This is a genomic window from Actinocatenispora comari, assembly GCF_017312725.1.
Classification (GTDB): domain Bacteria; phylum Actinomycetota; class Actinomycetes; order Mycobacteriales; family Micromonosporaceae; genus Actinocatenispora; species Actinocatenispora comari.
This window is the reverse complement of the sequence record NZ_BOPO01000113.1, coordinates 18,572-42,353: the sequence shown is the minus strand read 5'-3', so window position 1 is coordinate 42,353 and position 23,782 is coordinate 18,572. Positions and strand designations below refer to the sequence as shown.

Genomic DNA, 23,782 nt, shown 5'->3' with positions numbered 1-23,782 from the left:
GGCCGCAGACTCGAGGTCATGTCCGCTTCTGTCGCCGCGTACCGCCGTGCCCTGAGCACCCCGGGCGCCCGCGGGCCGGTGGTGGCCTCGCTGTTCGCCCGGCTGCCGATCGCGATGATCGGCCTGGCCGCGCTGCTCTACGTGCAGCGCGAGTACGGCTCGTACGGGCCGGCCGGGCTGGTGTCGGCCGGCACCCTGGTGGGCGTCGCGGTCGGATCGGTGGCGCAGGGCCGGCTGATGGACGCGTTCGGCGCGACCCGGCCGATGCTGGTGGTGGTCGCCGTGTACGCCGGGTTCGTGACGGCGGGGTGCCTGACCATCCAGGCGCACGGGCCGGTGCCGCTGCTGGTGCTGCTGGCGCTGGGGATCGGCGCGTTCGAGCCGCAGGTGGGTTCGGCGTCGCGGGCGATGTGGCCGCGGCTGCTGCCGGCCGGGCCGAACCGGGACGCCGCCCTGGCGTACGAGGCGATCAGCATGGAGGTCTTCTTCATCCTGGGCCCGGGTGTCGCGGGGCTGCTCGCGGCGGCGCCGTGGGCGGGGACGGGGCTGGTCGCCGGCGCGGCGCTGATGATCGTGGGTTCGCTGGCGTTCGTGCTGAACCCGACGATCCGCGGTCACCGGCCGGTCCGCGGTACCGGCAGCCGCAGCGTGCTGGGCGCCCTCGCCAGCCCCGGCCTGCGCACGGTCGCGCTCGCCGCGTTCGGCTTCGGCGTGGTCGTCGGCTTCGTCGAGGTCGCGGTGCCGGCGTCGGCGACCGCGGCCGGCCACGAGGCGGCCGGTGGCCTGCTGCTCAGCCTGTTCTCGGTGACCTCGGTGGCGTTCGGCCTGGTGTACGGGGTGCGCCCGTGGCCGCGTCCGATGCGGTTGCGGCTGCCGGCGCTGCTGGCCGGGTTCGCCGCGCTGGTGGCGCTGCTGTCGGTACCGACGGGGCTGGTCGGGCTGGCGGTGGCGCTGCTGGTGGCGGGCTGCCTGATCACGCCGCAGTCGACGGCGCACTCGGCCGCGGTGGAGCTGGTCGCACCGGCCGGTACCGCCACCGAGGCGTTCGGCTGGATCGTGACCGCGGTGACGTTGGGGCTCGCCGGCGGCCAGTCGATCAGCGGGCAGTTGACCGCGGCGCACGGCCCGCGGCCGGCGTTCCTGCTGGCCGCCGGCGCCGGGCTGGTGCTGGCCGGGCTGCTCTGGTTGCTGCGCGGCACGATCGGCGGCGACCATCCGGAGCCGAGGTCGGACACCCCGGCCGAGCCGCCGGTCCCGGCCGGCGTCTGACCCGGCTTCCGACCACCGCGATTCGGCCCGGCGTCTGACCGGCCTCCGACCACCGCGATTCGGCCCGTGGGCCCGCGGTGCGGCCGGGCGGGTGGTCAGGCCAGCAGATCGGCGGCGTGCCGGCCGGCGGCCGCGGCGGCGAGGAAGTAGCCGGTGTCGGCGTCCAGGCCGCGGCCCATCGTGGACAGCCGGACCGGGCTGGCCCGCAGCGCGTCGAGCAGCCCGGTGCCGTCCACCTCGACGATCCGGTGCCGGGCCGGCAGCTCGCGCAGGTCGGCGGCGACGCGCTCGGCGAGCGCCGGCGCGAGCCCGGTCGGTACCACCAGGTCGGCGGCGGCGAGCGCGACCCGGCCGTACGCGGTGCGGCTGTGGTGGCTCAACCCCTGGTGCCGGGGCCGGGGGTCGGCGTCGGAGATGCGCAGCGAGCCGATCGGCCGCCCGCCCAGCACCGCGACCGCGTTGACCGCCTCGCCGACCGCGACGCCGGAGTAGCCCCACCGGGTGCCGGTACCGAGATTGCCGGGGCCCTGGCTGACGATGGTGACGGCGGCGCCCAGCGCGTACCGGCAGGCGAGCAGGCCGGCGTGCACGGTGGCCGCCTCCAGGTCGCCGCCGAACGCCTGGCCGGCGGTGACGGTGCCGCACAGCCGGTCGGACAGCCCGTCGAGGGTGCGGCTGAACCAGGCCGGCAACGCCCCACCGTCGGTCATCAGGTACGCCACCGGGATCCGCGCCGGGATCGCCGCGAGCACCGCGGGCAGCGCCGAGTGCAGGTCGGCGAGGACCACGGGCATCCCGGCCAGGTCGTCGGCGCCGGCGACGGCGTCCCGGTGCGGCGCGCCGTCCTCGTCGACGGCCTGTACGACCGCCTGCAGCGGCGTGTAGCGCGCCTTGACCACGTGCCCGGGGCCGGTCGGATCGGCCGGCAGTCGGTCCGGCACGGCGACGACCAGCGCGTACCCGCCGGTGCCGAGCGACAGGGCGAGCGCGTTGGTGTTGAGCAGTACCCGGTCGCCGGCCTGCGGCGTGCCGACCAGGTCGGGGTAGGCGAGTGCGCGCACCGTCTCCGGATCGTCCGGGCTGCGCGTGTCCAGCCGTACCTGGTATTCGATCGCGCCGCGCCAACGGCACCGCTCGCCGAGCACTCGTCCGCTGCGCCACCGCACCACGCGCTCACCGTAGTCATCGCCGCCGACGGCGTCCCGGCCGGGGCGACAGCGTGTCGTTTGCGGCTGTTGCCCGGCTTCTCCCGGCCTGTCGACCGACCGCCACACCCGTCGTGCGACGAGCGGCCGGCGGCGATGGGATAGCCTGGCCAGAGTGTCGCGCTCCCGCACCGAACGCCTGGTCAACCTGGTCATCTGCCTGCTGTCCACGCGCCGCTTCCTGACCGCCGCGCAGATCGCGGCGACCGTGCCCGGCTACGGGCACGACCCCGCCGACGCCCGCGAGCACGAGGCCTTCCAGCGCAAGTTCGAGCGCGACAAGGCCGACCTTCGCGAGCTCGGCGTGCCGCTGGAGACCGGGACCGACTCGGTGTTCGACACCGAGCCCGGTTACCGGATCGGCCGCCGCGACTACGCGCTGCCGGAGGTGCGGCTGGCCCCGGACGAGGCGGCCGCGGTCGGGCTGGCAGCGCGGCTGTGGCGGCACGCCGGGTTGGCCCAGGCGGCGTCCTCGGGGCTGCGCAAGCTGCGCGCGGCCGGGGTGGAGGTCGACCCGCAGGCCACGCTCGGGGTCGAGCCGGTGGTCAGCGCCGAGCCCGCGTTCGAGCCGCTGACCCGCGCGGTCCGGGAGCGCCGCGCGGTCCGGTTCGACTACCGCACCCCGGCCGCCGACGAGCCCGCCACCCGCCGGTTGCAGCCGTGGGGCGTCGTCTCGCTCCGTGGCCGGTGGTACGTGGTGGGCCACGACGAGGACCGGCGGGCGACCCGGTGCTTCCGGTTGTCCCGGTTCGCCGGCCCGGTGCGGCTGGTCGGCGAGCCCGACGCGTTCCGCCCGCCCGAGCAGGTCGACCTGATCGACTACGTGGCACACTCGTTCGCCGAACCGGCCGCCACCCGTACCGCGACGGTGCGGTTGCGGGCCGGCGCGGGCAACGGCATCCGCCGGCAGGCGCACGCGGTCGACGGCGACGTGGTACGGCTGCGCTACTCCGACGTCGAGTCGCTCGCCTCGCGGCTGGTCGGCTACGGCGCCGACGTGGTGGTGCTCGACCCGCCGGAACTGCGCGCGGCGGTCATCGACCGGTTGCGGCCGATCGCGTCCCGCGCCGGTACGGCCAGCCCGTCGGAGGTGAGCTCGTGAGCGCGGCGACCGACCGGCTCGGCCGGGTCCTCAATTTGATGCCCTACCTGCTGGCGCGGCCCGGTATCCGGATCGCCGACGCGGCCGACGACCTGGGCGTCACCGCCGCCGAGCTGCGCGACGATCTGCAGCTGCTGTGGGTGTGCGGGCTGCCCGGGTACGGGCCGGGCGACCTGATCGACATGTCGCTGGACGGCGACACCGTGACGATCACCTACGACGCCGGTATCGACCGGCCGCTGCGGCTGACCCCGGACGAGGGGCTGGCGCTGATGGTCGCGCTGCGCACGCTGGCCGAGACGCCCGGGCTGGCCCACCGCGACGCGGTCGAGCGGGCGCTGGCGAAGATCGAGTCGGCGGCCGGGGAGGCGGCCGACACGGCCGGCCGGGTCGCCGTGCGCGGCCCCGCCGACAGCGACCGGACTGCGGAGGTGCGCGGCGCCCTGGACCGCGGCCGGGCGCTGCGGATCCGGTACTACACGGCCGGGCGCGACGTGTCGACCGAGCGGGTGGTCGACCCGATGCGGCTGCTGACCGTCGGCGCCTGGTCGTACCTGGAGGCCTGGTGCCGGCGGGCGGAGGCGGTGCGGCTGTTCCGGCTGGACCGGATCGACCAGCTCACCGAGCTGGCGGAGCCGTCCGCGCCACCGCCGCAGGCGCAACCGGCCGACCTGCGCGGCGGTACGTTCCGCCCCACCGCCGACCAGCCGCAGGTCACGCTGCTGGTCGACCGCGGTGCCCGGTGGATCACCGAGTACTACCCGTGCGAGCAGGTCGAACCGCAGCCGGACGGGCGCTGGCGGGTCCGGCTGCGTGCCTCGGACCTGACCTGGGCGCGCCGGCTGGTGCTGGGGCTCGGCGCCGACGCCGAGGTGGTGGGTCCGCCGGAGCTGGCCAGCGCCGTCGCGGCCGACGCGCGCGCCGCCCTCGCCGCGTACGGCATCGACTGACCGACGTCGATACGCACTCCGGGCGCAACGGGGCGGTTTCCCGGCGGATCGGGCACGCCGGCGTGCCATGCCTGTCGGTCGGTCACGCCATGACCTAGGGTGGCCGACGTGCATGCCATCTGGTTCGTTGTCCTCGCGATCGTGCTGGTCGGCGCGGCGATGCTGGCGGCCGGCCTGCTGGAGCTGCGACGCCGGTTGCCGGCGCTGGTGGCGGCGCTGACCGCGCTGCGGCAGCGTCGCGGGCAGCTGGTCCTGCTGGCCGAGCGCTCCGGCTCGCTCGACCTGGAGCTCGCCGCCGTCCGGTCCCGCCTCGCGGAGGTACGGGACGAGCTGCCGGTCTCCGCTCGACACCGGTCATAGCCGTAAGATGGGCGTCCGGCGTCGAGTTTCGGCCGTGCCCGGTTGACGGGGACACGTCCGGGCGGCGAGACTTGGCGCGCCGGGCCGTGCAGCAGACTGCTGGGCCGAAGACGTTCCCTACGGCGGAACGTAGGATGGGAAGGTCTTCGCACCGGGAGGTGGAGTTAGATGGGTGCCCTCAGGCCGTGGCACATCGCGATTCTCGTGGTGGTGCTGATCTTGCTGTTCGGCGCGAAGAAGCTGCCGGACGCCGCGCGTGGCCTGGGCCGCTCGTTGCGGATCATCAAGGCCGAGACCAAGACGCTGCGCGACGACGAGGATCGCGACGTGGCGGAGAAGGCCGACGCGCAGGCCAGCCGTAAGCCGCTGGAGTCTGACGACGTGGTGTCTCCGGTGCAGGAGTCCAGGTCGGCCAAGAAGTCCACCACGGACCTGTGATCTCGACCGAGCCGTGACTCCGGTCCTCCGCCGCCGTCGGGCGGAACAATTTCAACGAGCGGCCGACGGCTCCATGCCGCTCATGGAGCACCTGCGGGAGCTGCGCAGCCGGCTGTTCAAGTCCGCCCTGGCCATCCTGGTCGGCTTCATCATCGGCTACGCGGTACACAAGCAGGTCATCCACTTCCTGACCAACCCCTACTGCGATCTGCCCATCGCCCATCGAAGCGGCAAGTCGTGTGACCTGATCACCTATCAGGTCACCTCGTACTTCGTGGTCGGGCTGAAGGTCGCGCTCTACGTGGGGCTGGTGCTGGCCTGCCCGGTGTGGTTCTACCAGCTGTGGGGGTTCATCGCCCCCGGCCTGCACAGCAACGAGCGTCGGTGGGGCTTCGGCTTCGTCGCGGTCGCGGTGCCGTTGTTCGCCGGCGGTGTGCTGCTCGCCTACCTGGTGGTGGCCCGCGGGCTGGCGTTCCTGTTACCCGGCTTGGACGACCAGACCAAGGCGATGCTGGACGTCAGCGCGTACCTCGACTTCCTGACGAAGTTGATGGTGGTGTTCGGCCTGGCGTTGGAGTTCCCGCTGATCCTGGCGTTGCTCAACGCGGCCGGCATCCTCAGCGCGAAGCGGCTGCTGGGCTGGTGGCGGATCGCGATCTTCCTGATGTTCGTCATCTCGGCGTTCGTGACCCCGACGCCGGACCCGTTCGGGATGTCCGCGCTGGCCATCCCGATGGTGGCGCTCTACTTCGGTGCGGTCGGGTTCGCGTTCATCAACGACCGCCGCAAGGCCCGCAAGCTGGCCGCCGAGTACGGCGCGGTCGACGACGACGAGGCCTCGGAGCTGGGCTACAGCGCCGAGCCAGTGGACGATCTGGAGCCGATCGGTGCACCCGAACCGATCGAGGACGACGAGACGCCGCGCTCGCGTCGCCGGTCCAACTTCGACGACACGATCTGACCGGGTGGCCGGGCCGGCGTCGACCGGTCTGGCCGCCCGTCGCCGCGTACCGGTACGGTCATCCGCGTGAACGATGGCGCTGAGGTGGCCGTGCTGGTGAACCCGACCGCCGGCCGGGGTCGGCGGGGCGGGGTGCTGGCCGACGTGGTGGGTCGGCTGCGGGCCGCGCGGCTGGTGCCGCGGGTGCTGGCCGCACCGGATCGGGAGCAGGCGCAGCAGGCCTGCCGGGACGCGGTGGACCGGTCCCCGGCCGCGCTGGTCGCCGTCGGCGGCGACGGCACGGTGCACCTCGCGGTGCAGGCGGTCGCCGGCACCGACGTGCCGCTGGGCGTGGTCCCGACCGGTACCGGCAACGACTTCGCCGGCGCGTTGGGGCTGCCGCTGGAGCCGGAGGCGGCGATCAAGGGGCTGGTGGCGGCGCTGACCCAGGGCCAGCGCACCGTCATCGACCTGGGCCGGGCGAGCGGCCCGGGCGCCGATCCGCTCTGGTTCGGCACCGTGCTGTCGGCCGGCCTGGACGCCTCGATCAACGAGCGCGCCAACCAACTGCGCTGGCCGAAGGGCCCCCGGCGGTACGACCTGTCGATTCTGGCCGAGATCGCGCAGCTGGCGCCGCACGACTACAAGCTGGTGCTGGACGGCGAGACCCGGGAGCTGACGGCGATGATCGTCGCGGTCGGCAACACCGCGCGCTACGGCGGCGGGCTGCCGGTCTGCCCCACCGCCGACCCGGCCGACGGGGTGCTCGACCTGACCATCATCGGGCCGATCGGGCGGGCCACCGCGGTGAAGATGAAGTCGTTGATGCGCAAGGGAAAGCACGTCGAGCATCCGGCGGTGAGCACGCACCGGGTGCGCACCCTGGAGATCCACGGCGAGCCGCGCCGCACGTACGCCGACGGTGAGCGCGCCCTGCCGCTACCGGTGACGGTGGAGTGCGTGCCGGGTTCCCTGCAACTGCTGGCCTGACCGGCCGTTCCGCGGCGGGCGTTCGGCCGGTCCGGCGGTCCGGACCGCCAGACGGTCGGACGGTCAGGTGGCCGGGCGGTCGGGACCGTCAGACGGTGCGGCGGTCCGGTGGCCGGCGGTCAGGCGGCGCGGCGGTTCGGCGGCCGGGCGGTCAGACGGCGCGGCGGTCCGGTGGCCGGTGGTCAGGCGGTGATGCCGAGCAGGTGCAGGACGGCGGCGAGGCCGTGCACCTGGTCCGGCTCGGTCGCCGGCAGCACCAGGGTGGGGCAGCCGATCGCGGCGGCGGCCGCGTCGGCCGGCGTGTCGCCGACCATCAGCGTCTGCTCGGGCTCGTGCCGCACCGCGGCGCAGCCGCGCCGGAAGATCGCCGGATCCGGCTTGCAGGTACCGAGCTGGTAGGACAGCAGCCAGTGGTCGATCAGGTCGGCGAAGCCGAGCGCGGTGGCGATCGGCAGCACGTCGAAACCGATGTTGCTGACCACCGCGACCGGCACTCCGGCGGCGCGCAGGGCGCGCAGCATCGGCAGCGTGTCCGGGTAGATCCGCCAGCCGTCCGGATCCAGCAGCCGCTCGTACAGCGCGTCGGGCAGGCCGTCGATGCCGGTGTCGACGGTGGCCGCGAGCCCGGTGTACGCGGCGCGGTGGGCCGGCTCGGACAGGTCCCGGTCGGCGTACGCCTCGGCCAGCTCGGGCGGGATCCGGCCCGGCCGGGGGCCGCCGGCGCGGCCCGCGGTGACGAGCGCATCGGCCAGGCCGGCGCAGCGGTCCGCGGGCAGGTCGGTGCTGCAGGCGGCCGCGGCCAGCCGTACCCACCGTTCGGCCGGCTCGACCTGCACGATCGTGCCGTGGAAGTCGAGCAGGACGGCGCGGGGACGGCGCTGCCCGTCGAGCAGCGGGGCGGCGCTGGGCGGGCCGCCGGATCCGGCGGAAGGGTCACGAGGCGTGGCGTCCGGCACGTCAGCACGATACCGAGTGCGCCGGGCGACTCGACAACGGTGCTGGTATGGGTGGCAACGTGCCGGTACCGGGTGGCGCGACCGGATTGCGGTTTGTGTACCTCTCCCGGGATATGCGCGGGCGGGAGGCCCACCCGGGCGCCTAGCCTTGCGGGTATGAGCACCTCACCCGGCCGGCCCGCGTTCGCCGACTTCGCCGCCGACCTCGGTTTCGAACCCGACGAGTTCCAGGTGGAGGCGTGCGCCGCGGTCGAGGACGGCAGCGGTGTGCTGGTCTGCGCACCGACCGGCGCCGGCAAGACCGTGGTCGGCGAGTTCGCGGTGTTCCTCGCGCTGCGGCTGGGCCGCAAGGCGTTCTACACCACGCCGATCAAGGCGCTGTCCAACCAGAAGTACAACGACCTGGCCGCCCGGCACGGGCCGGCCAACGTCGGGCTGCTGACCGGTGACAACGCCATCAACCCGGACGCGCCGGTGATCGTGATGACCACCGAGGTGCTGCGCAACATGCTGTACGCCGGATCGTCCACTCTGGACGGTCTGGGCTACGTGGTGATGGACGAGGTGCACTACCTCGCCGACCGGTTCCGCGGCGCGGTGTGGGAGGAGGTCATCATCCACCTGCCGGCGTCGGTGATGCTGGTGTCGTTGTCGGCGACCGTGTCCAACGCCGAGGAGTTCGCCGACTGGCTGGTCACCGTCCGAGGCCGCACCGAGGTGGTGGTCTCCGAGCACCGGCCGGTACCGCTGTGGCAGCACATGCTGGTCGGTCGCCGGATGTTCGACCTGTTCCACGACCAGGCCGCGGCGCGCAAGCACGAGGTGCACCCGGAGCTGCTGCGCAACACCCGGGAGCAGCTGCGCCGGCTGGAGTGGGGCGGCGGGCGGCGCGGCCGGCCGCGCCGCTGGCAGCCGCCGGCGCGGCCGGACGTGATCGACCGGCTGGACGGCGCCGGGCTGCTGCCGGCGATCCTGTTCGTGTTCAGCCGGGCCGGCTGCGACGCCGCGGTGACCCAGTGCCTGCGCGCCGGGCTGCGGCTGACCACCCCGGCCGAGCGCGCCGAGATCCGTGCCCTGGTGGAGGAACGGACCGCGGCGCTGGCCGGCGAGGACCTCACCGTGCTGGGCTACTGGGAGTTCCTGGAGGGGTTGGAGCGGGGGCTGGCCGCCCACCACGCCGGGATGCTGCCGACGTTCAAGGAGATCGTCGAGGAGCTGTTCGTCCGCGGCCTGGTCAAGGCGGTGTTCGCGACCGAGACCTTGGCGCTGGGCATCAACATGCCGGCCCGCTGCGTGGTGCTGGAACGCCTGGTCAAGTACAACGGCGAGGCGCACGTGGACATCACGCCGGGGGAGTACACCCAGCTGACCGGGCGGGCCGGCCGGCGCGGCATCGACATCGAGGGCCACGCGGTGGTGCTGTGGTCGCCGGACACCGACCCGCGGCACGTCGCCGGCCTCGCCTCGACCCGTACCTATCCGCTGCGGTCCAGCTTCCGGCCGTCGTACAACATGGCGGTCAACAGCATCGAGATGCTCGGCTTCGAGCGCTCCCGGGAGGTGCTGTCCCGCAGCTTCGCGCAGTTCCAGGCGGACCGGTCGGTGGTGGGCCTCGCGCACCAGGTGCAGCGCAACGAGGAGAACGCGCGGCGGCTGGCCGAGCGGATGCACTGCGAGCTGGGCGACTTCGCCGAGTACTTCGCGCTGCGTGCCGCGATCACCGAACGGGAACGGTCGCTCGGCCGGCGCAGTTCGGCGAACCGGCGGGCGCAGGCCGCGCAGGCGCTCGCGATGCTGCGGGTCGGCGACATCGTCCGCATCCCGCACGGGCGCCGGGCCGGGCTCGCCGTGGTGCTCGACCCCGGCGACAGCGCCCGCGACGACCCGCGCCCGCTGGTACTCACCGAGGACCGGTGGGCCGGCCGGCTGCCCGGCTCGGAGCTCGGCGACGCCGCGTCGCTGGGCCGCATCCGGGTACCCAAGCACTTCAACCACCGTTCGCCGCAGGCCCGGCGCGACCTCGCCGTCGCGCTGTCGAGGGCCGAGGTCGCGGTCGCCGACGACACCCGCCGCGCCCGGCGTGGCCGGTCCGCCGCGGCCGACGATGAGGAACTCACCGAACTGCGTCGCGAGCTGCGGGCGCACCCCTGCCACCGGTGCCCGGACCGGGAGGACCACGCCCGCTGGGCGCAGCGGTACGCGCGGCTGCAGCAGGAGACGGCCGCGCTGCAGGACAAGGTGGCCGGCCGGACCGGGTCGCTGGTGCGCACGTTCGACGACGTCTGCGCGATGCTCGCCGAACGCGGCTACCTGGCCGGCGCCCACGACGGCTACGAGGTGACCGACTCGGGTCGTACGCTGGCGCGGATCTGGTCGGAGACCGACCTGCTGGTCGCCGAGTGCCTGCGGCACGACGTGTGGGCAGGGCTGTCCGCGCCGGAGCTCGCCGCCGCCGCCTCGATCCTGGTGTACGAGGCGCGCCGGGAGTCCGAGGACCGCATCGCGGTGCCGCACGGCAACGCCGAGGAGGCGATCGGTCGCAGCCTCGCGCTGTTCGGCGAGCTGTTCGCCGCCGAGCAGCGGTACGGGCTGCGGCTGACCCGCGAACCCGACCTCGGCTTCGCCTGGCCGATGTACCGCTGGGCCCGCGGCGAGCCGCTGGCGAAGGTGCTCGCGAGCGCGTCCGGGGTGGACGGCGAGATGCCGGCCGGCGACTTCGTCCGCTGGTGCCGGCAGGTCATCGACCTGCTCGAACAGATCGCCGTACCGGCCGACGACACGCTGCGCCGCACCTGCCGGCAGGCGGTCGACGCACTGCGCCGCGGCGTCGTCGCCTACACCTCGGTCGGCTGATCCGGGCCCGTCGTCCCGCGGCGGTCGCCGGCCGTCGCGCCACGCCGGACGGCGACCCCACGGCGGCGTGGTTTTGCGGCATCATGACCGGATGTCGTGGATCGCACCCGAGATCAAGCGCGTGGACGAGCCGTTCGTCGGTGACGAGCGCGCCATCCTCGAAGGACTGCTGGAGTGGCATCGCGCCACCCTGCTGCATCAGTGCGCCGGCCTGACCGGCGAGCAGCTCGCCCGGTGGGCGGTGCCGCCGTCCAACCTGTCGCTGCTCGGGTTGGTGCGGCACATGGCCGACGTGGAACGGCAGTGGTTCCGCCGCCGGTTCGGCGGCGCCGACCTGCCCGAGCTGTACCCGGGCTCGGACGCCGACTTCGAGCAGGCCGACCCGGCCGGCGCGGCGGACGACTACGCGACGCTGCTGGCCGAGCAGGACGCCGCCCGGGCCGCGGTCGCCGAGCTGTCGCTGGACGCGACGTTCGAGCACCCGAAGCTCGGCACCCTGTCGCTGCGCTGGTGCTATGCGCACATGCTGGAGGAGTACGCGCGGCACAACGGCCACGCCGACTTCCTGCGCGAGCGCATCGACGGCCGGACCGGCGGCTGAGAAGGATCGGGCGGCCGGTGGCGGCGCGGTGTCACCGACCGGGCCGCCGGCCGGCCGACCGAACCGTCTGGTCGGCCGCGCCGGGTGAGCCGTCTGGTCGGCCGCGCCGACTGAGCAGTCTGGTCGGCCGGATGAGCCGGCTGGCCGGCCGCGCCGGGTGAGGTGGCTGGTCGGTCGGCCGTAGACTGGCCGACCGTGGAGCACATCGAGCCGCTGATCGCACCGAGCATGCTGGCCGCCGACTTCGCCCGGCTGGCCGACGAGGCCGCCGCCGTCGCCGACGCGGTGGACTGGTTGCACGTCGACGTGATGGACAACCACTTCGTGCCGAACCTGACCATCGGGCTGCCGGTGGTGGAGAGCCTGCGCCGGGCCACCGACGTGCCGCTGGACTGCCACCTGATGATCGACGATCCGGACCGGTGGGCGATCGGCTACGCGGAGGCCGGCGCGTACAACGTGTCGTTCCACGCGGAGGCGACCGACGATCCGGTCGCGTTGGCCCGGCGGCTGCGTGCGGCCGGCAGCAAGGCGGGGCTGGCGATCGACCGGGACACCCTGATCGAGCCGTACCTCGACCTGTTGCCCGAGTTCGACACACTGCTGGTCATGACCATCAAGGCCGGCTTCGGCGGCCAGCGGTTCCTGCCCGAGCTGCTGGACAAGGTGCGTGCGGTCAAGGCCGCCCGGGGTGACCTGTCGGTCCGGATCGAGGTGGACGGCGGAATCAACGCCGACACCATCGAGCAGGCCGCGCAGGCCGGCGCGGACGCGTTCGTCGCCGGTACCGCGATCTACGGTGCCGACGACCCGGCCGCGGCGGCGCGCGCGCTGCGGGAACGGGCCCGGGCCGCGGCGTCGTGACCGACCAGCGGTCGGCCGGGCCCGGTCGGGTGCTGGTCGTCGACGACGATCCGGACATCGTCCGCTTCGTCGAGATGAACCTGCGGTTCGAGGGGTTCGAGGTGGCGGTCGCCGCGGACGGCGTGCAGGCGCTGGCCGAGATCGCCCGGCACCGGCCCGACCTGGTGCTGCTGGACGTGATGATGCCCGAGCTGGACGGGGTCGAGGTGACCCGCCGGATCCGGGCCGACCCGCTCACCGCCGGCCTGCCGGTGATCATGCTGACCGCCAAGGGGCTGGGCGCCGACCGGGTCGCCGGGCTGACCGCCGGCGCCGACGACTACATCATCAAGCCGTTCGACACCCTCGAGCTGGTCGCCCGGGTGCGCTCGACGCTGCGCCGCAACCGGGAGGTTCGGGAGGCGTCGCCGCTGACCGGGCTGCCGGGCAACACCCGGATCCTGCGCGAGATCGCCGGGCGGGTGCGGCGAGACGACCGGTTTGCCCTGTGCTACGTGGACATCGACTGGTTCAAGAGCGTCAACGACGCGTACGGGTTCGTCCGCGGCGACGAGTTCATCAGCCTGCTCGCGCACGTGCTGTACGAGGCGGTCGTCGCGGTCGGCGCCCCGGTGCCGTTCCTCGGCCACGTCGGCGGCGACGACTTCCTGGTGCTGTGCCTGCCCGGGCAGGTGGAGGCGATCACCTCGCACACCATCGCCGCGTTCGAGGCCGGCGTGGTCGAGCTGTACGACCCGGCCGACGCCGCCGCGGGGCATCTCCGGCTGCCCGACCGGCGCGGCGAGATCCATACGTTTCCGCTGGTCACGCTGTCGATCGGGGTGGCCAGTTCGCAGCATCGCACGTTCGGCGACCCGCGCGAGGTGGTCGCCGTGGCCACCGAGATGAAGCAGGTCGCGAAGTCCCGCCCCGGCTCGTACGTGGCGGTCGACCGGCGCCGCAACCGCGCGGAGCCGGCCGACCCGCGCTGAGCCTGCTGCGGCGGAGTGCTGCTGAGGCGCAGTGCTGCTGAGGTGCAGTGACCAACGAGACGCGGGTACCGCTCGGAGCCGCCGCCGCGGCGTGCCAGACTGGTGGTGCGAAACCAGCACGCGCGCTGGCGGGGTTCGGTGAAATTCCGAACCGGCGGTGACACGGCGAGTCCGTGAAGCCCGCGACCCGGCACCGCGGTCGGCGACGGCCACGGTGACGGTGGATCCGGTGAGAGTCCGGAGCCGACGGTCAAAGTCCGGAAGGGAGCAAGCGCGCGGGCAGCGTCGACGCGGCGTGCCGTGTCGACGTCACGGCGGTGCGTGCGCTTCGCCGTGTGCCCGCATGTTGCCCTGCCCGCCTCGCGCATCGAGGAAGGAGCGCGGGGCACATGTTCACCGGGATCGTCGAGGAGTTGGGCGAGCTGACCGCCGTCGAGCGGCTGGCCGACGCCGCTCTGTTCACGGTGCGGGGGCCGCTGGTGGCAAGCGACGCGGGGCGCGGTGACTCGATCGCCGTCAACGGCGTGTGCCTGACCGTCGTGTCGGTCGACGCCGACGCCGGTACCTTCGTCGCCGACGTGATGCGCGAGACGCTGGAACGCTCCACACTGGACGGTCTGGCCGCCGGCGACGGGGTCAACCTGGAGCGGGCCGCGAAGCTCGGTGGCCGGATCGGCGGGCACCTGGTGCAGGGCCACGTCGACGGCGTCGGTACGGTGCTCGACCGCAAGCCGGCGCAGCACTGGGAGGACGTGCGGATCGCGCTGCCGCCGGACCTCAACCGGTACGTGGTGGTCAAGGGGTCGATCGCGGTCGACGGCGTGTCGCTGACCGTCACCGACGTCGACGAGGTGTCGTTCGCGGTCAGCCTGATCCCCACCACCCGGCGGGCCACCACGCTGGGCTGCCGGCCGGTCGGCGGGCTGGTCAACCTCGAGGTCGACGTGATCGGCAAGCACCTGGAGAAGCTCGTCGGATCGCCGGAGCGTGCGCTGTGACCGGCGTGCAGGCGCCGGTGACCGGGTTCGGCACGGTCGAGCAGGCGATCGCCGACATCGCCGCCGGCCGGCCGGTGGTCGTCGTCGACGACCCGGACCGGGAGAACGAGGGCGACCTGATCTTCGCCGCGGCGAAGGCGACGCCGGAGCTGCTGTCGTTCATGGTCCGCTACACCTCCGGCTACATCTGCGTACCGCTGCCCGGCGCCGACTGCGACCGCCTCGCGCTGCCCCCGATGTACCACGTCAACCAGGACCGGCGCGGCACCGCGTACACGGTGACGGTGGACGCCTCGGAGGGGGTGAGCACCGGCATCTCCGCGACCGACCGGGCCCGGACGATCCGGCTGCTCGCGGATCCGGCGTCGACGGCGACCGACTTCCGCCGGCCCGGCCACGTGGTGCCGCTGCGGGCCCGGGAGGGTGGCGTGCTGCGCCGGCCCGGGCACACCGAGGCCGCGGTCGACCTGGCCCGGCTGGCCGGGTTGCCGCCGGTCGGCGTGCTGTGCGAGGTGGTCAGCCAGAAGGACGTCGGGATGGCCCGGGTGGACGAGCTGAGCGTGTTCTGCGCCGAGCACGAGCTGACCCTGATCACCATCGCCGACCTGATCGCCTACCGGCGCCGGCACGAGCAGCAGGTCGAACGGGTGGTCAGCACCCGGCTGCCCACCCGGTACGGGCAGTTCCGGGCGGTCGGCTACCGCAGCGTGCTGGACGACTCGGAGCAGATCGCGCTGGTCGCCGGCGACATCGGCGACGGCGAGGACGTGCTGGTACGGGTGCACTCGGAGTGCCTGACCGGGGACGTGTTCGGCTCGCTGCGCTGCGACTGCGGCCCGCAGCTGGACGCGGCGCTGCACGCGGTGGCCGCCGAGGGCCGGGGCGTGGTGGTGTACCTGCGCGGGCACGAGGGCCGCGGCATCGGCCTGCTGTCCAAGCTGCGGGCGTACGAGCTGCAGGACGGCGGCGCCGACACGGTCGACGCGAACCTGGCGCTGGGGCTGCCCGCCGACGCCCGCGACTACGGCATCGGCGCGCAGATCCTCGCCGACCTCGGCGTGCGCAGCATCCGACTGCTGACCAACAACCCGGACAAGTGGACCGCGCTGGCCGGGTACGGGCTGCGCATCGCCGAGCGGGTCGCCCTGCCGGTGCCGGCCGGGCCGGACAACATCAACTACCTGAAGACCAAGCGGGACCGGCTCGGGCACCTGCTCACCGACCTGCCCGACTTCGACGAACTACGGGAAGGACACGCCTGATGGCCGGGCACGCCGCACCTGATCTGTCCGACGCGCTGCCGCAGGCGGCCGGGCTACGGCTCGGCCTGGTCGCCGCGCGCTGGCACGAGAAGCTCACCGACCAGCTGCTGGCCCGGGCCGAGGCGGCGGCCGCCGCGTGCGGCGTCACCGACGTGACCTCGGTACGGGTGGCCGGGTCGGTGGAGCTGCCGGTGGTGGCCGCCGCGCTGGCTGCCCGCTGCGACGCGGTGGCCGCGTTCGGGGTGGTGGTCAGGGGGGAGACCGAGCACTTCGCGATGGTGTGCCGGTCGGTCACCGACGGGCTGACCCGCGTCGCCCTGGACACCGGGGTACCGGTGGGGCAGGGGGTGCTGACCGTGCACACCGAGCAGCAGGCGCGTGATCGGGCCGGGCTGCCCGGATCCCCGGAGGACAAGGGTTTCGACACCACGGTCGCCGCGCTGGACGCGGCGCTGACGATCCGCGCGTTGCGGGGCTGACCGCCCGGCCGCCGCGGCACGTGTCGCGGCGGCCGGTTGCGGTGCCCACCTACCCTCCGGTCGCGATGTCTTCTGGGGGATTGGATAGTTCCGTGCGTATTCGACGAATCGTCGGCATTGTGGCGTTTGCTGCCGTCGGGTTGGCAGCGTTGGCCGGGTGCAAGGACAACAAGGACACGGCGAAGGCGCAGGCCCGGCCGAGCGCGTCCGCCTCGTCCGCCTGCGCCTCGGCCCCCGCCTCGCCGTCGGCGAGCAGCCAGGGCGGCAACGGCAACGGGGGCCCCGGCGCGCCGAGCCCGTCCGCCGGCGGCCGGAACGGCGGCCTCGACGGCGGCCAGAACGGTGGGGACGACGGCGGCCAGAACGGTGGCGGCGACAACGGCGGGTTGAACGGCGGCGACAACGGCGGTGGGCTGAACGGCGGGAAGAACCCGGCCGGCGGCGGGCTCGGCGCGAGCCCGAGCGCCGGCGGCGGGCAGCAGGCGGCCACCGGGTCGCCGAGCCCGGCGGGCGGCCAGCCGTGCGGGCAGCCGTCGTCCAGCCCGACGGGTACCGCGCAGCCCGGCGACGGCCAGCCGTCGTCCAGCCCCGGTACCGGTGGGCAGCCCGGCCAGACCACGATGCCCGGCAACGGCGGTACCAGCCCGAAGCCGGGCAACGGCATGCCGACCCTGCCGGGCGGGCACTGAGCGGCACCGGACGACCGCGGTACCGCCCGGCCAGGGCGGTACCGCGGACCGGCCGTCGTCCCGCAGGGCGGAACTGCCAGAATGGGACACCGTGAAGACCTTCGATCAGCTGTTCGCGGAACTGTCGGCCAAGGCCGCCGCCGCCGACCCCGACTCCGGGACGGTCGCGGCACTGCGGGCCGGCGTGCATGCGATCGGCAAGAAGGTCGTCGAGGAGGCGGCCGAGTCGTGGATGGCGGCCGAGCACGAGGGTGCCGACCGGGCCGCCGAGGAGATCTCCCAACTGCTCTACCACGCGCAGGTGCTGATGATCGCGAAGGGGTTGACGCTCGACGACGTCTACCGACATCTGTAGTCGGGTCCGTACGTCGTCCGTCCACCACCTTCGCCCGGGAGTAGTCCCATGCTGCGCATCGCGGTACCGAACAAGGGGTCGCTGTCCGCGCCCGCCATCGACATGCTGCGCGAGGCCGGTTACCGGCAGCGCCGTACCGACAAGGATCTGACCTGCACCGACGAGGCGAACTCGGTGCAGTTCTTCTACCTGCGCCCGCGTGACATCGCCACCTACGTCGGCTCCGGCGACCTGGATCTCGGCATCACCGGCCGCGACCTGCTGATCGACTCCGACGCACCGGCCGACGAGATCCTCGAACTGGGCTTCGGCGGCTCGGTCTTCCGGTACGCCGCGCGGCCCGGCACCGTGACCGCGCTGGCCGAGCTCGCCGACCGGCGCATCGCCACCTCGTACCCGGGTGTGGTGCACCGACAGCTCGCCGAGGCCGGCGTCTCGGCGCACGTGATCCGGCTCGACGGCGCGGTGGAGAACGCGGTGGCGCTGGGTGTCGCCGACATCGTCGCCGACGTGGTGTCCACCGGCGCGACGCTGCGCCAGGCCGGGCTGGAACCGTTCGGCGAGCCGCTGCTGCGCTCCGAGGCGGTACTGGTGCGCCGGTCCGGGATGACCGGCAACGGTGCGGTCACCCAGCTGACCCGGCGGCTGTCCGGCGTGCTGGTCGCCCGCCGGTACGTGATGCTCGCCTACGACGTGCGGGTCGAGCACCTGGACCGGGCGTCCGAACTGACCCCGGGCATCGAGGCGCCGACCGTCTCGCCGCTGCACCGCGAGGGCTGGGTGGCGGTGCAGGCGATGATCGCCCGGGTCGACGCGCAGCGGGTGATGGACGAGCTGTACGAGGTGGGTGCCCGCGCCATCCTCGCCACGGACATCAGCGCCTGCCGGCTGTGACCCGATCGCCCGACCGGGACGACGAGCCGCGGCCGACCGGCGCGGAGGCCACGGCGCGGCCGGTCGGATCACCGCAGTCGGTCGATGCCGAGGTTGCGGGACAGCAGGTCCGCTCGCCGGTCCGGCGCGGCGGGCAGCCGGTCGGGTCACACCCGGCCCGGCGGGAGCCGCGGCTGGCGGCCGGTGGGCCGCCGGTCGGCCGGCTCGGCCGCGTTGCCGCCGGGTTGCTGCCGGCGCCGGCGGCGGTGGCGATCGCACTGGTCGGCGGCGCCTGCTCGGCCGCTCAGGGGATCGTCAACGGTGCGCTCGCGCAGCGCATCGGCACCCCGGTACTGGCCGCGCTGATCTCCAACGGCCTCGCCACCCTGCTGCTGCTGGTGGCGGCCTGCGCGCTGCCGGCGGTACGCGCCGGGCTGCGCCGGCTGCGGCACGACCGGCTGCGGCCCTGGCAGTACCTGGGTGGCGCGTTCGGCGCGCTGTTCGTGGCCGGCTCGGCCCTGACCGTCCCGATCCTGGGCGTCGCGATGGTCACCGTGGTCCAGGTGTGCGGTACCTCGATCGGCGGCATCGTCACCGACCGGATCGGCCTGGGCCCGACGGGTCGGCTGCCGGTCAGCCCGGTACGGCTGGGCAGCGCGGCACTCGCGGTCGTCGCGGTGGCGGTCGCGCAGCTGGGCCGGCCGGTCGGTCAGGTCGCGGTGGGGCTGGTCGGGTTCGTCCTGCTGCTCGGGCTGGGGTTGGCCGTGCAGTCCGCGCTGAACGGCCGGGTCAACCTGGTCGCCCGCGACGTCGGCTCCGCCTCGCTGGTCAACGCGCTGGTCGGTACGACGGTGCTGTCGCTCGCGACCGGGGTGTTCGGGGCGTTCGGCGCCCTGCCGGCGCACCCGCCCGGCGGCACCTGGTGGCTGTACCTGGGTGGCGTCCTCGCGCTGGTCGTGACCGGCGCGAACCTGCTCGCGATCCGCACCCTGGGGGTGCTGCGTACCGGTCTCGCGGTGGTCGCCGGCCAGCTGGTCGGCGGCCTGCTGCTGGACCGGTTCGTCCCCGGCGGCGCCCACCCGACCCCGACGGTACTGGTCGGGGCGGCGCTGACGGTGGCGGCCGTGCTGCTGTCCGGAGTCGCGTCGGGTCGGACCCGCCGGTGACCCGGCCGGCCCGGCGAGGCAGACTCGACGTGTGAGTGCTGACGCGAGTCATCCGATCTCGCCGGCCGCCGGCACGTCGGCCACCCCGGACGTGGACGTGCGGCCGCGCAAGGTGCGCTGGATCTGCACGATCGCGGCGATCGCGATCTTCGTCGTCTTCGCGTCGACCGCGACGGCGCTGACCGGCAAGACCGAGGGTGGCGGGGTGTTCCACCGCGGCGACCAGGTGGCGATGGTGATCCTGGGTGCGCTGATCGGGCTCGGGATCATGGCGATCGCCCGGCCCCGGGTGCGGGCCGACGCCGACGGCGTGCGGATCCGCAACATCATCGGCGGCTACCAGCTGCCCTGGGACGTGGTGCGCGCGGTGAAGTTCAACCGCAGCTCGCCGTGGGCGAGCCTGGAGCTCGCCGACGACGACGAGGTGGCGGTGATGGCCATCCAGGCCAGCGACAAGGAGTACGCGCTGGACGCGGTGCGGGCGCTGCGCCGGCTGCTGGCCGCGCACGGCGGCGCCACCGGGCACTCCGGCGGCCGGCCCGGCGCCGGCGGACCGTCGGGCCCCGGACCGCGCACCTCCTGACCGGTCCGGCGCCCGGTGGGGGCCGCCGTCGGGTTTCCCGGACGGGCCGCTACACTGGTCGGGCGTGCCTTCGTGGCCGACCATGTGTCGGTTCGCGGAGTCACAGGTAGTGTTGACAGGACACCAAGTGGAGCCCCGCTCCCACCCGAGTCGCCGCTGCGGCGTCCGGGTCCGGTCCGATCGTCCGGCCACGGCGTGGTTGGGCGGTTGCTGGCGGCCTTGCCGCTGGCATGACCGGTTCGAGCGGGCCTCGGCGTGATCGCCGGGGCCCTTTCGTGTGGTCGGGTGCCGCTTGGTGGGCCCGCCGCGCCGCGGCGGGCCGGAACCGCCGACCATCGGCGGTTGGCAGGCACCGAGTTGAGGAGGCCACATCAGCGCCGAGCCACGCATCAACGACCAGATCCGCGCACGCGAGGTCCGGTTGGTCGGCCCTGAGGGAGAGCAGGTCGGAATCGTCCCGCTCGACCAGGCGATCAAGCTGGCCCAGGACGTGGACATGGACCTGGTCGAGGTCGCGCCGATGGCGCGCCCTCCGGTGTGCAAGCTCATGGACTACGGCAAGTTCAAGTACGAGAGCGCACTGAAGGCGCGCGAGGCGCGGCGCAACCAGCAGCAGACCGTCATCAAGGAGATGAAGCTCCGACCGAAGATCGACTCGCACGACTACGAGACCAAGAAGGGTCACGTCGTGCGGTTCCTCAAGGCCGGAGACAAGGTCAAGATCACGATCATGTTCCGTGGTCGCGAGCAGAGCCGGCCCGAGCTCGGGTTCCGGCTGCTGCGCAAGCTCGCCGAGGAGATCGACGAGCTCGGCTACGTGGAGTCGGCCCCCAAGCAGGACGGCCGCAACATGATCATGGTGGTCGCGCCGCATCGTGCCACCAAGGAGGCCGCGCGCCAGGGCGGTCAGGCGTCGCCGGACGAGCCGGGCGCAGACGCCAGTTAGTAACCCGTCCCCGCCGGTCTCGGCGGGGACGACGTCAAGGAGACAAACCTCGATGCCGAAGAACAAGAGCCACTCGGGCACGACCAAGCGGGTCAAGGTGACCGGGTCCGGCAAGCTGCTCCACGAGCGCGCGAACCGGCGCCACTACGCAGAGTGGAAGCCGTCGTCGATGATGCGCCGGCTCGCTGGCACCAAGGAGTTCGCCAAGAACGACGTGAATCGGATCAAGCGGCTGCTGGGTCGCTGACCAGTCATCCCAGATCCGCCTCCCCGCGTCACCATCACCGCCGCTGGCGGCCGGTGGTCGACGTCTGAGCAGTGAGCAGGAGAGAAGACCCGTGGCACGCGTCAAGCGGGCAGTGAATGCCCAGAAGAAGCGCAGGACCATGCTGGAGACGGCCAGCGGCTACCGCGGCCAGCGCTCCCGGCTGTACCGCAAGGCCAAGGAGCAGGTCCTCCACTCGATGACCTACGCGTACCGGGACCGCCGGGCGCGCAAGGGTGACTTCCGCCGGCTGTGGATCACCCGGATCAACGCGGCGGCCCGCGCGAACGGGATGACCTACAACCGGTTCATCCAGGGCCTGAAGGCGGCCGGTGTCGAGGTCGACCGCAAGGTGCTGGCCGAGCTCGCGGTCAGCGACGCCAAGGCGTTCACCGCGCTGGTCGCGGTGGCGCACCAGGCGGTGCCCGCCGCCGACGCCGCCTGAGCGGCGCCAGCTCCATGATCGAACGACCCGGGGACGTCGGCACGGTGCACACCGAGCGGACACCCCGGGTCGTTCGTGCCCGGGCCCTGTTGCGCCGCTCCCGCCGGGACGAGGCGCGGCGGTTTCTCGCCGAGGGGCCGCAGGCAGTGTCCGAGGCCCTTGCCGTCGGGGAGCCGGCGGTGGAGGAGCTGTTCGGTACCGAGGAGGCGCTGTCCCGGTACGCCGCGCTGGTCGAGGTGGCGACCGACGCCGGGGTACGGGTGTCCACGGTGACCGACCGGGCGCTGGATTCGTTGGCGGACACCAGGACCCCGCAGGGCCTGGTCGCCGTCTGCCGGTACCGCGACGTCGGGCTCGACGCGGTGCTGGCGCGCCGACCGCGGCTGGTCGTGGTGCTCGCCGGCATCGCCGACCCCGGTAACGCCGGTACGGTGCTGCGCACTGCGGACGCCGCCGGCGCCGACGCGGTGGTGTTCACCGACGACAGCGTGGACGTCTACAACGGCAAGTGCGTCCGGTCCTCGGCCGGCAGCGTGTTCCACCTCGACGTGGTCCGCGGCGGCGAGCCGGTGGCCGTCGTCGAGGCGTTGCGGGCGGCCGGGCTGTGGGTGGTGGCCACCGACCTGCGCGGGGCGCAGGATCTGGACGAGCTGGCGGACGCCGGCGCGTTCGCGGTGCCGACCGGGTGGCTGTTCGGTACCGAGGCGCACGGCCTGTCCGCCGAGCTGTCCGCGGCCGCGGACGCCCGGGTGCGGGTGCCGATCCACGGCCGGGCGGAGAGCCTGAACCTGGCTGCCGCCGCGGCGGTGTGCCTGTACACTTCGGCCCGTGCGCAGCGCCCGCGGGGCGCCGCCGAGCCGAGCAGCACCGACGCCGAGGGGCGATGACGATGGCCGAGTCGTGGGCCGCACGTCCGTCCCGCTCGGCGTGCCCGCCGCACCGGCACCACTCCGGCCCCGACGCGGGCGGCCACTCCCGGCGCCGCTCGTTTAGCCGGCCCGCCTAGCGCGGGCGAAGGAGTTTCCTCGCCCGGCACGCTGGGCGGGCTGCGGCGAAGCCGCGCGGTCGGCATCCGTAGACTCTGGCGCTGGCGTACCCGTCGAACACGATCGGTCGCCGGGCGTCAGCAATCCCGTTTCGGGGCCTTACCGGGAGAGTCATGTCCTATCGCAATGATCCGTACGACCCGAAGGAGGCCACGCTGCTCGACCCGGCCTCCCTCGACGCGGCGGTGACCGCCGCGGAGAAGGCGTTCGCGGCCGCCGAACGCGCCGACGAGCTGGCCGCCGCCCGGGTGGCGCACCTGGGCGACCGGGCGCCGGTACTGCTGGCCCGCCGGGAGATCGGCAGCCTGCCACCGGCGGCGAAGTCCGACGCGGGCAAGCGGGTCAACGCGGCCCGCACCGCGATCCAGGCCGCGTACGACGCCCGGCACGCCGCGATCGAAGCGGCCGAGCGGCAGCGGGTGCTCGACGAGGAGACCGTCGACGTCACCCTGCCGGTCGACCGCGCGCCGCTGGGCGCGCGCCATCCGCTGCCGGTGCTGATCGAGCGCATCTGCGACCTGTTCGTGTCGATGGGCTACGAGGTGGTCGACGGGCCGGAGGCCGAGTCGAGCTGGTTCAACTTCGACGCGCTCAACATCGGCCCGGACAACCCGGTACGCGGCGAGATGGACACGTTCTACACCTCGACGCCGGGGCTGGTGCTGCGCACCCACACCTCGCCGGGCCAGGTGCGGACGATGCTCGACCGCACCCCGCCGATCGCGATCATCTGCCCCGGCCGGGTGTATCGCACCGACGAGCTGGACGCCACCCACACCCCGGTGTTCCACCAGGTGGAGGGGCTGGTCGTGGCCGAGGGCATCACCATGGCGCACCTGCGCGGCACGCTCGACCACTTCGCCCGGTCGGTGTTCGGCCCGGACGCGCGGACGCGGTTCCGGCCGCACTACTTCCCGTTCACCGAGCCGTCGGCGGAGTACGACATCTGGTTCCCGGAGCACCGGGACGGGCCGCAGTGGGTCGAGTGGGGTGGCTGCGGGATGGTCAACCCGCGGGTGCTGACCGCGTGCGGCATCGACCCCCAGCGCTACTCCGGGTTCGCGTTCGGGATGGGCATCGACCGGTCGTTGATGTTCCGGTATGGGGTGAGCGACATGCACGACATCGTCGAGGGCGACGTGCGGTTCAGCCGCGCGTACGGGATGGAGGTCTGAG

At 73.7% G+C, this 23,782-nt stretch carries 26 protein-coding genes and 1 riboswitch; of the genes, 24 read left to right on the top strand and 2 right to left on the bottom strand.

What is annotated here, in order from left to right; translation table 11 throughout:
* Positions 1–18: 18 nt before the first annotated feature.
* Complete coding sequence (locus NUM_RS27165; protein ID WP_207127783.1) at positions 19–1,269, top strand: MFS transporter; 1,251 nt, start codon at positions 19–21, stop codon at positions 1,267–1,269.
* Positions 1,270–1,364: 95 nt separating this feature from the next.
* Here the strand turns inward: NUM_RS27165 and NUM_RS27160 are convergent, their stop codons facing one another.
* Positions 1,365–2,438, bottom strand: coding sequence for a DUF3866 family protein (locus tag NUM_RS27160; protein ID WP_207127782.1), 1,074 nt, complete (start codon positions 2,436–2,438; stop codon positions 1,365–1,367).
* Positions 2,439–2,589: 151 nt separating this feature from the next.
* Between NUM_RS27160 and NUM_RS27155 the strand changes: the two genes are divergently transcribed.
* From NUM_RS27155 to NUM_RS27130, 6 genes are all read left to right on the top strand, one after another.
* Positions 2,590–3,576, top strand: coding sequence for a helix-turn-helix transcriptional regulator (locus NUM_RS27155; RefSeq protein WP_207127781.1), 987 nt, complete (start codon positions 2,590–2,592; stop codon positions 3,574–3,576).
* Positions 3,573–4,526: a helix-turn-helix transcriptional regulator gene (locus tag NUM_RS27150; protein WP_225918884.1), complete on the top strand. Its 954-nt coding sequence runs from the start codon at positions 3,573–3,575 to the stop codon at positions 4,524–4,526. The genes NUM_RS27155 and NUM_RS27150 overlap by 4 nt, the downstream gene beginning before the upstream one ends.
* Before the next feature lie 108 nt (positions 4,527–4,634).
* A complete protein-coding gene (locus NUM_RS27145; RefSeq protein ID WP_207127780.1) occupies positions 4,635–4,886 on the top strand; it encodes a hypothetical protein in 252 nt (83 codons plus the stop codon).
* 168 nt (positions 4,887–5,054) lie between these two features.
* Positions 5,055–5,324 carry a Sec-independent protein translocase subunit TatA gene (gene tatA, locus NUM_RS27140; RefSeq protein ID WP_084131458.1) on the top strand — a complete coding sequence of 90 codons (270 nt, stop codon included), beginning with the start codon at positions 5,055–5,057 and terminating at the stop codon, positions 5,322–5,324.
* An 82-nt stretch (positions 5,325–5,406) separates the two neighbouring features.
* Positions 5,407–6,285: a twin-arginine translocase subunit TatC gene (gene tatC / locus NUM_RS27135; RefSeq protein WP_225918883.1), complete on the top strand. Its 879-nt coding sequence runs from the start codon at positions 5,407–5,409 to the stop codon at positions 6,283–6,285.
* A gap of 66 nt (positions 6,286–6,351) precedes the next feature.
* Positions 6,352–7,254, top strand: a complete 903-nt coding sequence (locus tag NUM_RS27130) for a diacylglycerol/lipid kinase family protein (RefSeq protein ID WP_225918882.1) — start codon at positions 6,352–6,354, stop codon at positions 7,252–7,254.
* A 182-nt stretch (positions 7,255–7,436) separates the two neighbouring features.
* Here NUM_RS27130 and NUM_RS27125 read toward each other — a convergent pair whose 3' ends face one another.
* Positions 7,437–8,210: an HAD family hydrolase gene (locus tag NUM_RS27125; RefSeq protein WP_370467068.1), complete on the bottom strand. Its 774-nt coding sequence runs from the start codon at positions 8,208–8,210 to the stop codon at positions 7,437–7,439.
* A gap of 156 nt (positions 8,211–8,366) precedes the next feature.
* Between NUM_RS27125 and NUM_RS27120 the strand changes: the two genes are divergently transcribed.
* From NUM_RS27120 to pheS, 17 genes are all read left to right on the top strand, one after another.
* Complete coding sequence (locus NUM_RS27120) at positions 8,367–11,063, top strand: DEAD/DEAH box helicase (protein ID WP_207127778.1); 2,697 nt, start codon at positions 8,367–8,369, stop codon at positions 11,061–11,063.
* Between the two features lie 91 nt (positions 11,064–11,154).
* Positions 11,155–11,664 (top strand): DinB family protein, encoded by a 510-nt coding sequence (locus tag NUM_RS27115; RefSeq protein WP_207127777.1) that lies wholly within the window; start codon positions 11,155–11,157, stop codon positions 11,662–11,664.
* A 228-nt stretch (positions 11,665–11,892) separates the two neighbouring features.
* On the top strand, positions 11,893–12,528 hold the full coding sequence (rpe, locus tag NUM_RS27110; protein WP_207127865.1) for a ribulose-phosphate 3-epimerase: 636 nt from the start codon (positions 11,893–11,895) through the stop codon (positions 12,526–12,528).
* Positions 12,525–13,499 carry a response regulator gene (locus NUM_RS27105; protein WP_225918881.1) on the top strand — a complete coding sequence of 325 codons (975 nt, stop codon included), beginning with the start codon at positions 12,525–12,527 and terminating at the stop codon, positions 13,497–13,499. Before rpe ends, NUM_RS27105 begins: the two co-directional genes overlap by 4 nt.
* 120 nt (positions 13,500–13,619) lie before the next feature.
* A riboswitch (FMN riboswitch) is annotated at positions 13,620–13,776 on the top strand.
* Between the two features lie 112 nt (positions 13,777–13,888).
* Positions 13,889–14,497, top strand: coding sequence for a riboflavin synthase (locus NUM_RS27100; protein WP_207127776.1), 609 nt, complete (start codon positions 13,889–13,891; stop codon positions 14,495–14,497).
* 17 nt (positions 14,498–14,514) lie between these two features.
* The gene (locus tag NUM_RS27095) at positions 14,515–15,759 is read left to right on the top strand and encodes a bifunctional 3,4-dihydroxy-2-butanone-4-phosphate synthase/GTP cyclohydrolase II (RefSeq protein WP_207127864.1); all 1,245 of its coding nucleotides are present in this window, start codon (positions 14,515–14,517) and stop codon (positions 15,757–15,759) included.
* Positions 15,759–16,238, top strand: a complete 480-nt coding sequence (ribH, locus tag NUM_RS27090; protein WP_207127775.1) for a 6,7-dimethyl-8-ribityllumazine synthase — start codon at positions 15,759–15,761, stop codon at positions 16,236–16,238. The genes NUM_RS27095 and ribH overlap by 1 nt, the downstream gene beginning before the upstream one ends.
* 92 nt (positions 16,239–16,330) lie before the next feature.
* Complete coding sequence (locus tag NUM_RS27085; RefSeq protein WP_207127774.1) at positions 16,331–16,927, top strand: hypothetical protein; 597 nt, start codon at positions 16,331–16,333, stop codon at positions 16,925–16,927.
* A 91-nt stretch (positions 16,928–17,018) separates the two neighbouring features.
* Entirely contained in the window at positions 17,019–17,282 is a 264-nt protein-coding gene (locus NUM_RS27080; protein ID WP_207127773.1) for a phosphoribosyl-ATP diphosphatase, read from the top strand.
* A 48-nt stretch (positions 17,283–17,330) separates the two neighbouring features.
* On the top strand, positions 17,331–18,176 hold the full coding sequence (gene hisG / locus NUM_RS27075) for an ATP phosphoribosyltransferase (RefSeq protein ID WP_207127772.1): 846 nt from the start codon (positions 17,331–17,333) through the stop codon (positions 18,174–18,176).
* Positions 18,173–19,321 carry a DMT family transporter gene (locus tag NUM_RS27070; protein ID WP_207127771.1) on the top strand — a complete coding sequence of 383 codons (1,149 nt, stop codon included), beginning with the start codon at positions 18,173–18,175 and terminating at the stop codon, positions 19,319–19,321. The genes hisG and NUM_RS27070 overlap by 4 nt, the downstream gene beginning before the upstream one ends.
* A gap of 31 nt (positions 19,322–19,352) precedes the next feature.
* Entirely contained in the window at positions 19,353–19,904 is a 552-nt protein-coding gene (locus tag NUM_RS27065) for a PH domain-containing protein (RefSeq protein WP_370467067.1), read from the top strand.
* Between the two features lie 388 nt (positions 19,905–20,292).
* Positions 20,293–20,850: a translation initiation factor IF-3 gene (gene infC, locus NUM_RS27060; protein WP_030446104.1), complete on the top strand. Its 558-nt coding sequence runs from the start codon at positions 20,293–20,295 to the stop codon at positions 20,848–20,850.
* Between the two features lie 52 nt (positions 20,851–20,902).
* Positions 20,903–21,097, top strand: a complete 195-nt coding sequence (gene rpmI, locus NUM_RS27055; protein ID WP_207127770.1) for a 50S ribosomal protein L35 — start codon at positions 20,903–20,905, stop codon at positions 21,095–21,097.
* A 91-nt stretch (positions 21,098–21,188) separates the two neighbouring features.
* Entirely contained in the window at positions 21,189–21,560 is a 372-nt protein-coding gene (gene rplT / locus NUM_RS27050) for a 50S ribosomal protein L20 (RefSeq protein ID WP_030446102.1), read from the top strand.
* A gap of 14 nt (positions 21,561–21,574) precedes the next feature.
* Positions 21,575–22,447 carry a TrmH family RNA methyltransferase gene (locus tag NUM_RS27045; RefSeq protein WP_207127769.1) on the top strand — a complete coding sequence of 291 codons (873 nt, stop codon included), beginning with the start codon at positions 21,575–21,577 and terminating at the stop codon, positions 22,445–22,447.
* Between the two features lie 272 nt (positions 22,448–22,719).
* Positions 22,720–23,781 (top strand): phenylalanine--tRNA ligase subunit alpha, encoded by a 1,062-nt coding sequence (gene pheS / locus NUM_RS27040; protein WP_207127768.1) that lies wholly within the window; start codon positions 22,720–22,722, stop codon positions 23,779–23,781.
* Position 23,782: the final 1 nt, after the last annotated feature.